The sequence below is a fragment of the Kluyvera ascorbata ATCC 33433 genome (assembly GCF_000735365.1).
GTDB lineage: Bacteria > Pseudomonadota > Gammaproteobacteria > Enterobacterales > Enterobacteriaceae > Kluyvera > Kluyvera ascorbata.
Genome location: NZ_JMPL01000169.1, coordinates 1 through 7,000 on the forward strand (window position 1 = coordinate 1; position 7,000 = coordinate 7,000).

The 7,000-nt window shown below is 54.0% G+C and carries 6 protein-coding genes, 1 tRNA gene and 1 pseudogene; 6 read left to right on the top strand and 2 right to left on the bottom strand.

From position 1 onward, the window contains the following. The 6 genes from GKAS_RS22070 to luxS all read left to right on the top strand — a co-directional run bounded on the left by GKAS_RS22070 (window position 1) and on the right by luxS (window position 4,068). A tRNA-Arg gene (locus tag GKAS_RS22070) sits at window positions 1-77 on the top strand. A 164-nt stretch (window positions 78-241) separates the two neighbouring features. Beyond that, entirely contained in the window at window positions 242-556 is a 315-nt protein-coding gene (locus GKAS_RS22075) for a BON domain-containing protein (protein ID WP_035897502.1), read from the top strand. Window positions 557-677: 121 nt separating this feature from the next. Continuing rightward, window positions 678-1,244: a fructose-1-phosphate/6-phosphogluconate phosphatase gene (yqaB, locus tag GKAS_RS22080; protein WP_035897505.1), complete on the top strand. Its 567-nt coding sequence runs from the start codon at window positions 678-680 to the stop codon at window positions 1,242-1,244. Beyond that, entirely contained in the window at window positions 1,241-1,669 is a 429-nt protein-coding gene (locus GKAS_RS22085; RefSeq protein ID WP_035897507.1) for a YqaA family protein, read from the top strand. The genes yqaB and GKAS_RS22085 overlap by 4 nt, the downstream gene beginning before the upstream one ends. A 79-nt stretch (window positions 1,670-1,748) precedes the next feature. After that, window positions 1,749-3,293: a glutamate--cysteine ligase gene (gene gshA, locus GKAS_RS22090; RefSeq protein WP_035897509.1), complete on the top strand. Its 1,545-nt coding sequence runs from the start codon at window positions 1,749-1,751 to the stop codon at window positions 3,291-3,293. A 259-nt stretch (window positions 3,294-3,552) separates the two neighbouring features. Further along, complete coding sequence (gene luxS, locus GKAS_RS22095; protein WP_035897511.1) at window positions 3,553-4,068, top strand: S-ribosylhomocysteine lyase; 516 nt, start codon at window positions 3,553-3,555, stop codon at window positions 4,066-4,068. A gap of 183 nt (window positions 4,069-4,251) precedes the next feature. On the opposite strand, the gene emrB is transcribed toward luxS, so the two are convergent. Next, the gene (gene emrB / locus GKAS_RS22100) at window positions 4,252-5,790 is read right to left on the bottom strand and encodes a multidrug efflux MFS transporter permease subunit EmrB (protein WP_035897513.1); all 1,539 of its coding nucleotides are present in this window, start codon (window positions 5,788-5,790) and stop codon (window positions 4,252-4,254) included. A gap of 16 nt (window positions 5,791-5,806) precedes the next feature. Continuing rightward, window positions 5,807-6,978 (bottom strand): annotated as a pseudogene (gene emrA / locus GKAS_RS22105) (multidrug efflux MFS transporter periplasmic adaptor subunit EmrA). Window positions 6,979-7,000: the final 22 nt, after the last annotated feature.

Consider the following 7,000-nt stretch of genomic DNA (forward strand, 5'->3'; position numbering starts at 1 on the left):
GCATCCGTAGCTCAGCTGGATAGAGTACTCGGCTACGAACCGAGCGGTCGGAGGTTCGAATCCTCCCGGATGCACCATCTTCTTGAAATCTCCCTGTTATCCTTAATCTCTCACAAACCCCTCAGATTTTTTCTATCAAAAATCTTCTTCACACTTTTCTGATTGGCAACTCATTCTTTCCACTATAATTTATCTCTGATACACCCTTATTCTGGTGACCTGAGTGCAAGGAGAGAAATCCATGAAATGGTTCAAAGCAATGGCTGCGTCTTGTGCAGCGCTTCTGGTAGCTATCTCGCTGTCTGGCTGTGCGGGTTCTTCAACCAAGGAAAGTACCGGTGGTTATATCGATGATACGGTCGTGACCACGAAGGTAAAAACCGCGCTGTTCAGCGATAAACAGATTAAATCCAGCGAAATTAATGTGCAGACCTTTAAAGGTCGCGTGCAGCTCAGTGGCTTTGTGTCATCCGCTGCCGATGCAAAACGTGCGGTAGAGGTCACGCGCCAGGTTCAGGGCGTACGGGTTGTTGAAAACGACATGCAGATAAAATAACCCCGGCCAGTCACGATAACAAAGGCACCGATAAGGTGCCTTTGCCGTCTCTACGGCTATCAGCGACAATTAGCCCCTTTTGCGATAAAGTAACGTCACGTTGGCTAAGGATGAGAAGACAATGTACGAACGCTATGCTGGATTGATTTTTGATATGGATGGCACCATCCTTGATACGGAACCTACGCACCGTAAGGCGTGGCGTGAAGTGTTGGGGAAATATGGAATGCAGTTCGACGAACAGGCGATGGTTGCCCTGAACGGCTCTCCGACCTGGCGCATTGCCCAGGCGATTATTGAAAGCCATCAGACCGATTTAGATCCTCATCTTCTCGCCCGTGAAAAAACCGCGGCGGTGAAATCGATGCTGCTGGACTCGGTCACGCCATTACCGCTTATTGAAGTTGTGAAGGAGTGGCACGGTCGTCGCCCTATGGCGGTGGGTACGGGCAGCGAAAGCGCCGTGGCTGAAGCGCTGCTCGCACATCTGGGGCTACGCAATTATTTTGCGGCCGTTGTCGCCGCCGATCACGTAAAACAGCACAAGCCAGCACCGGATACCTTTTTACTGTGCGCTGAGTTAATCGGCGTACCCCCTGAGCGCTGTGTGGTGTTTGAAGATGCCGATTTTGGCCTTCAGGCCGCGGCGGCTGCGGGAATGGATGCCGTTGACGTACGTCTGCTGTGAATGAATTTCTGGCACTAGGGTCGCTGTTTGCAAGCAGCTTCCTTAGTGCAACGCTGCTGCCGGGTAACTCCGAAGCCGTGTTGGTCGCGCTGCTGCTTTCGGGCGCGAGTAAGCCCTGGCTTCTGGTAGTAATAGCAACAATGGGTAATAGCCTTGGCGGGGCTACTAACGTTATTCTTGGTCGTTTTTTTCCATTACGCAAAACATCGCGGTGGCAGGAAAAAGCGGTGGGCTGGCTCCGACGCTATGGTGCAGCAACGCTGCTGCTGAGCTGGATGCCGGTCATCGGCGATTTGCTGTGCCTGTTGGCAGGGTGGATGCGTATTTCCTGGGGACCAGTACTCTTTTTTTTATGCCTGGGGAAAGCGTTACGTTACGTCGCAGTCGCGGCGCTGACGCTTCAGGGCATGACGTGGTGGCACTAATTGGATGGCAGGTGGAATATCGCATCTCCACGATGACAATTATGCTTAATAAAATGAATTCGACAGGCGGGAGGTCAATTTGATCCCGGACGTATCACAGGCGCTGTCCTGGCTGGAAAAACATCCTCAGGCTCTTCAGGGGATCCAGCGCGGACTTGAGCGCGAAACGCTGCGCGTTAATGCAGATGGTTCTCTGGCAACAACCGGTCATCCGGAAGCGCTAGGCGCAACCCTGACCCATAAATGGATCACCACGGACTTTGCTGAAGCCCTGCTGGAGTTTATTACTCCGGTCGATGGCGATATCGACCATATGCTGACGCTCCTGCGTGACGTGCATCGCTACACCGCACGTCAGCTGGGCGATGAACGCATGTGGCCACTGAGTATGCCTTGCTATATTGCGCCGGGTCAGGATATTGAACTGGCGCAGTACGGCACATCAAATGTTGGTCGCCTGAAAACCCTGTATCGTGAAGGGTTGAAGAACCGCTATGGCGCGCTGATGCAGACAATCTCCGGCGTACACTACAACTTCTCACTGCCAATGGCATTCTGGGAAGCGAAGTGCGGTTCGCATGATAAAGAGGCGATTTCAGCCGGTTATTTCCGTCTCATTCGCAACTACTATCGCTTTGGCTGGGTAATTCCGTACCTGTTTGGCGCCTCGCCGGCAATTTGTTCTTCCTTCTTACAGGGCAAACCGACCTCGCTGCCGTTTGAGAAGACGGAATGCGGCATGTACTACCTGCCGTACGCCACCTCTCTGCGCCTGAGCGACCTTGGCTATACCAATAAATCGCAAAGCAATCTCGGAATTACGTTTAACGAATTGCACGAGTATGTGGCAGGATTGAAGCGCGCGATTAAAACGCCGTCGGAAGAGTATGCCCGTATCGGTCTTGAGAAAGACGGCAAATACCTGCAAATCAACAGCAACATTCTGCAGATTGAAAACGAGCTGTATGCGCCAATCCGTCCTAAACGTGTCACGCGCGACGGTGAAACGCCTTCCGATGCGCTGCTGCGCGGCGGTATCGAGTATATCGAAGTGCGTTCGCTCGATATCAACCCGTTCTCACCGATTGGCGTGGACGAGCAGCAGATTCGTTTCCTCGACCTGTTTATGGTCTGGTGCGTGCTGGCCGATGCGCCAGAGATGAGCAGCGACGAGCTGCTGTGTACCCGTACCAACTGGAATCGCGTGATTCTGGAAGGGCGCAAGCCGGGACTGACGCTGGGTATTGGCTGCGAAACGGCACAGTTCCCGTTGAGCAAAGTGGGTAAAGATCTGTTCCACGATCTCAAACGTGTGGCGCAGACGCTGGACGGTATGAACGGCGGTACGGAATACCAGAAAGTGTGTGACGAGCTGGTCGCGAGCTTTGATAATCCAGAATTAACCTTCTCCGCACGCATTCTGCGTTCTATGCTTGATGAGGGCATTGGTGGCACAGGTAAAGCGTTGGCGGAACAGTATCGTACGATGCTGCGTGAGGAGCCGCTGGAAATTCTGAGCGAGGAAGATTTCGCGAAGGAGCGTGATGCGTCCCGTGCGCGTCAGCAGCAGATTGAAGAGGCGGATAACGAACCGTTTGAAGCACTGCTGGCAAGACACGCCTGATACAAAAGAAAAAGGCCACATCACTGTGGCCAAAATATACATCTCTGAATCAGGGATGATGATAACAAATGCGCGTCTTTCATATACTAAGACTGGCATGGGAACAAAGAGTTCAGTTTATTTTAAAAAAAATCACATTATCCTGAAGCGGAACGCGGTGGAATGCATAAAGTTGATTCTATTCAAGTGGTTATAAACCGTTGGTGATAGAAAAAAGTGCACTACCCGGGAGCATGAAGGAGATATCGGAGGTTACGAAATGCCGTTGTTAGATAGCTTCACAGTTGATCATACCCGTATGGAAGCACCTGCCGTTCGCGTAGCGAAAAAAATGAACACGCCGCACGGTGACGCGATCACGGTTTTTGACCTGCGTTTTTGCGTACCGAACCAGGAAGTGATGCCAGAACGTGGGATCCACACGCTGGAGCACCTGTTTGCGGGCTTTATGCGTGACCATCTGAATGGTAATGGCGTTGAAATCATTGATATCTCGCCAATGGGCTGCCGTACCGGTTTCTACATGAGCCTGATTGGCACTCCGGATGAGCAGCGCGTGGCAGATGCCTGGAAAGCGGCGATGGCAGACGTACTGAAAGTGCAGGATCAAAATCAGATCCCTGAGCTGAACGTTTACCAGTGCGGGACTTATGAAATGCACTCCCTCAGCGAAGCGCAGGACATTGCGCGTCATATCATTGAACGTGACGTTCGCATCAACAGCAATGATGAGCTGGCGCTGCCAAAAGAGAAGCTGAAAGAACTGCATATTTAGTTTTGTGCGTTCAGCAAGCTGATAAAACCCGGTTCGCTCCGGGTTTTTTATTGCCCGTCGTTCAGGTTGACTACGCTCCCTGTAGGCCGGATAAGGCAACGCCACCATCCGGCAATTTGCGTCGGACCGATCGTGTGGAAATTCAGGTCAAAAAAAGCCAGCTCGCTTGAGCTGGCTTTTTCATTAGTGGGCGCCTCCGCCCCCGCCACCCGCCCCGAAAGGCGGTCTGGCGAACCACACCAATCCCAACAGAATGAGGAATATCCCGGCCGAAACCCAGAAGATTTCGTTGGCGGAGACAATCAGCCCCTGGTTGGTAATCTGCTGGGCAATCCAGCCGGAAGCCTGCTGTTGCGTCATCCCCATGCCCTGCAGCTGATCGTACATCTGCTGGGCGTTAGGGTTAAACGGCGTCACAGACTCCGTTAGCTGCGCGTGGTGCAGCGCCTCGCGGTTGGTCCACAGCGTCGTGGTAATCGACGTGCCGATAGAGCCTGCTAGCGTACGGGTAAAGTTCGACAGGCTCGATGCGGCCGCCAGACGCTCAGGCGGTAGCCCGGAGAGCGTGATGGTGGTCAACGGCATGAAGAAGCACGCCACGGCGAAGCCCTGAATAAACTGTGGCCAGGCCGATGCGCCGAAGTCCATCCCCGGTTCGAAGGTATAAGCGCGCCAGTAGAAACAGACGGCATACATAATAAAGCTGAAGGTGACCAGTCGGCGCATGTCCAGCTTGTGGGCAAAGCGGCCGATAATCGGCGACAGCAGGACAGGGATAACCCCGACCGGCGCTGACGCCAGGCCTGCCCAGGTTGCGGTATACCCGTAGACCTCCTGCAATAGCTGCGGCAGCAGAACAATCGCGCCGAAGTAGAGCATATAGGCAAGGCTGATACACAGACAGCCGATGGTAAAGTTTCGCGACTTAAACAACGACAGATCGACTATCGGGTTATCGTCGGTCAGCTCCCAGACAATCAGGAAGCTCAGCGATACCACCGCTACCACCGTCAGTACGACTATCTCAGTTGAGTTAAACCAGTCGAGTTCTTTACCCTGGTCGAGCATAACCTGCAGGCTACCGATACCCAGCACTAGCAGCGCCAGACCAATACCATCAATGCGTCGCTGCTCGGTCTTGGTTTCACGTCCGCGCAGGCTCTGGAGGCTTAACAGCACGACCAGCGCACCGATTGGTACGTTGATAAAGAAGATCCAGCCCCAGTGATAGTTGTCGCTGATATAGCCGCCAAGAATGGGGCCGCAAATTGGCGCCACAATCACCGTCATTGACCACAGCGCCAGCGCGACGGCGCGCTTGGCCGGCGGGTAGTTGTTGAGCAACAGGCTTTGTGACAGCGGAATAAGCGGCCCGGCAACAACCCCCTGAATCACGCGGAAGAAGATCAGCATGCCCAGGCTGTTGGATACCCCACACGCCCATGACGCAATGACAAAGGCGATGGTTGACCACAGGAACAGCTTCACCTCACCGACGCGTTTTGCCAGCCAGCCGGTAATCGGAATGGAGATGGCGTTCGCCACCCCAAACGACGTGATTACCCATGTCCCCTGACTCAGCGATGAGCCAAGGTTACCGGCGATGGTCGGGATAGCCACGTTGGCGATGGTGGAGTCCAGCACCTGCATGAAGGTGGCCAGCGACAGCGCAATGGTCATAATGACCAGTTGCGCGCCTTCCAGCGGTTTTTGCTGTTGCATTACGCGCACCCCAGCATTAGTTGGCGTTGGCCTGGACGATGTCGTTGATCAGCTTGTTAACCGGGTCGAGGCTGATTTCACGCGCGTTACTCTCGTAAACCGGGCTGGTGCGAATCTGATTAGCCAGCATCTGACCGTCGCGGTTGGAGGTGTCCACTTTCACCAGCGTAGACAGACCAATGCGCAGCGGGTGCTGTTCCAGCTGTTTTTCGTCCAGTTCGATACGTACAGGTAAGCGCTGTACTACCTTGATCCAGTTACCGGTGGCGTTCTGTGCTGGCAGCAGGGAGAAGGCGCTACCGGTACCCATATCCAGACCGACCACTTTACCGGTGTACTTCACATCATCGCCGTAAATATCGCTGACGACGGTGACCGGTTGGCCGATACGCATATGCGCAAGCTGGGTTTCTTTGAAGTTCGCGTCTACCCACAGGTTACTGGCAGGCACAACGGCCATCAGCGGCGTGGTCGGGCTAATCTGCGCGCCCGGCTGTACGGAACGACGAGAAACGTAGCCGCTCATCGGGCTGACGATTTTGGTACGCTGCAGGGCAAGCCATGCGTTACGGACTTCGGTCGCGGCCTGACGAACCGTAGGTTGATCTTCAAGTTTAGTGCCGAGGATCATCGCCTGGTTAGCGTTGTACTGTTGAATCGCCACGTCCAGAGCAGCCTGCGCGCTGGTGACGGCGTCTTTGGCGTGCTGCAGCTCTTCACGGCCAATCAGGTTGGCGTTGCCCAGCGGGATACGACGGTTAAGGTCGGTTTGCGCCTGAGCCAGCGTGGTTTTACGAATATCGATATTCGCCTGCAGCTGCTTGTTGTTGATCATCAACTGACGCATCTGGCGGACGCTTGAGGCAAGCTGAGTCTGCGCTTTCTCAAAGGCCTGCTGAGCATCGGTCTGATCGAGGGTGACCAGCACGTCGCCCTGCTTAATATAGTCGGTGTTGTCGGCCCAGACTTTGGTCACGCTGCCTGATACCTGCGACATGATTTGAACCTGGTTACCTGCCACGTAAGCGTCATCGGTTTCTTCATAATGACGCAACACCAAAAACCAGTAGCTCCCATAGGCTACGGCAATAATAACAAAGAGCAAGGTCAACAAGATGAGGGCGCGTTTACGTTTGCCTTTCTTGTTGGCGTTTGCTGCGGGGCTTGAGTCTCCGCATTTGCGCTCATGTGATTCTCCACATTCTTATTA

What these genes read in the sequence shown, in the direction of transcription:
- GKAS_RS22075 (WP_035897502.1), top strand. Translation starts at nt 242, where the DNA reads ATGAAATGGTTCAAAGCAATGGCTGCGTCTTGTGCAGCGCTTCTGGTA.
- yqaB (WP_035897505.1), top strand. Translation starts at nt 678, where the DNA reads ATGTACGAACGCTATGCTGGATTGATTTTTGATATGGATGGCACCATC.
- luxS (WP_035897511.1), top strand. Translation starts at nt 3,553, where the DNA reads ATGCCGTTGTTAGATAGCTTCACAGTTGATCATACCCGTATGGAAGCA.
- emrB (WP_035897513.1), bottom strand. Translation starts at nt 5,790, where the DNA reads ATGCAACAGCAAAAACCGCTGGAAGGCGCGCAACTGGTCATTATGACC.